This window comes from Psychrobacter sp. 1U2 (assembly GCF_051847575.1).
This window is the reverse complement of the sequence record NZ_JBPYDC010001025.1, coordinates 1-737: the sequence shown is the minus strand read 5'-3', so window position 1 is coordinate 737 and position 737 is coordinate 1. Positions and strand designations below refer to the sequence as shown.

Sequence of the window (737 nt, the reverse complement as noted above, 5' to 3'; positions counted from 1 at the left end):
CATACCAATATAGGCTTTTTCATTTGCGTCAGCGTCGATTTTCATGTCAACGGCAATACAACCCAACAGCTCGTCAGTTTCATCGCCATCCTGAGCGCCAGTCGTCGTTTTTGGATAAACGAACAGATAATGTTGTGGGTTATCAATAATGCTCGCCAGCTCAGACTGAGTAATACGAATGCCACCGACCAAGTCGGCTTCATTGGTCCAGCCTGCTGTTTCTCGATAACAGCGATTTAACAACTGCTCAATTGCGCCAATATCATCCGCTTTTGCTTGCCGTAAAAACACAGCGTCTTTGTTTAGAAGGTTATTATTCATCTTATAAGGTGTCCTTTTATTATTGCTATATAAAAAAGCTGACTTGGATAACCAAGCCAGCTTTAATAGTAAACCTTATGTGCCTTTAAATGCTAGCGCGATAATGCTTGGGCCTGCTCGATAATATCGAATCCAGTATTGATCTGCGCGCGCGTCGGCGCGTGACCACGACGCAGCAGCTCACTAAAAGCGACCAACTCTTTATCACGCCCTAAAGTACTTGCAGCACTTGCACGAGTATCTTCTCCCTCATCATCGAAGTAGTACTCGATATAATCGAGCGTGTCAGGCGAGCCAAGTAAGATATTATTATCTGGTGAGGCTGCATGTCCGCTGTAGCGTAGGCTCTTGCCATATTGCATCGTCCAGAAGAAAGGAATGCGCGCTTCTAACGAATTGACATTATCATCGTTTAA

1 protein-coding gene and 1 pseudogene are annotated in these 737 nt (G+C 44.6%); both read right to left on the bottom strand.

Features of this window, described 5'->3' with window-relative positions; genetic code table 11:
* Positions 1-321, bottom strand: a pseudogene (locus ACS8FD_RS20170) (GNAT family N-acetyltransferase); the annotation flags it as partial.
* Positions 322-413: 92 nt separating this feature from the next.
* Positions 414-737: oxidoreductase C-terminal domain-containing protein (locus ACS8FD_RS20165; RefSeq protein ID WP_439277176.1), on the bottom strand; the 324-nt coding region annotated here is incomplete at its 5' end.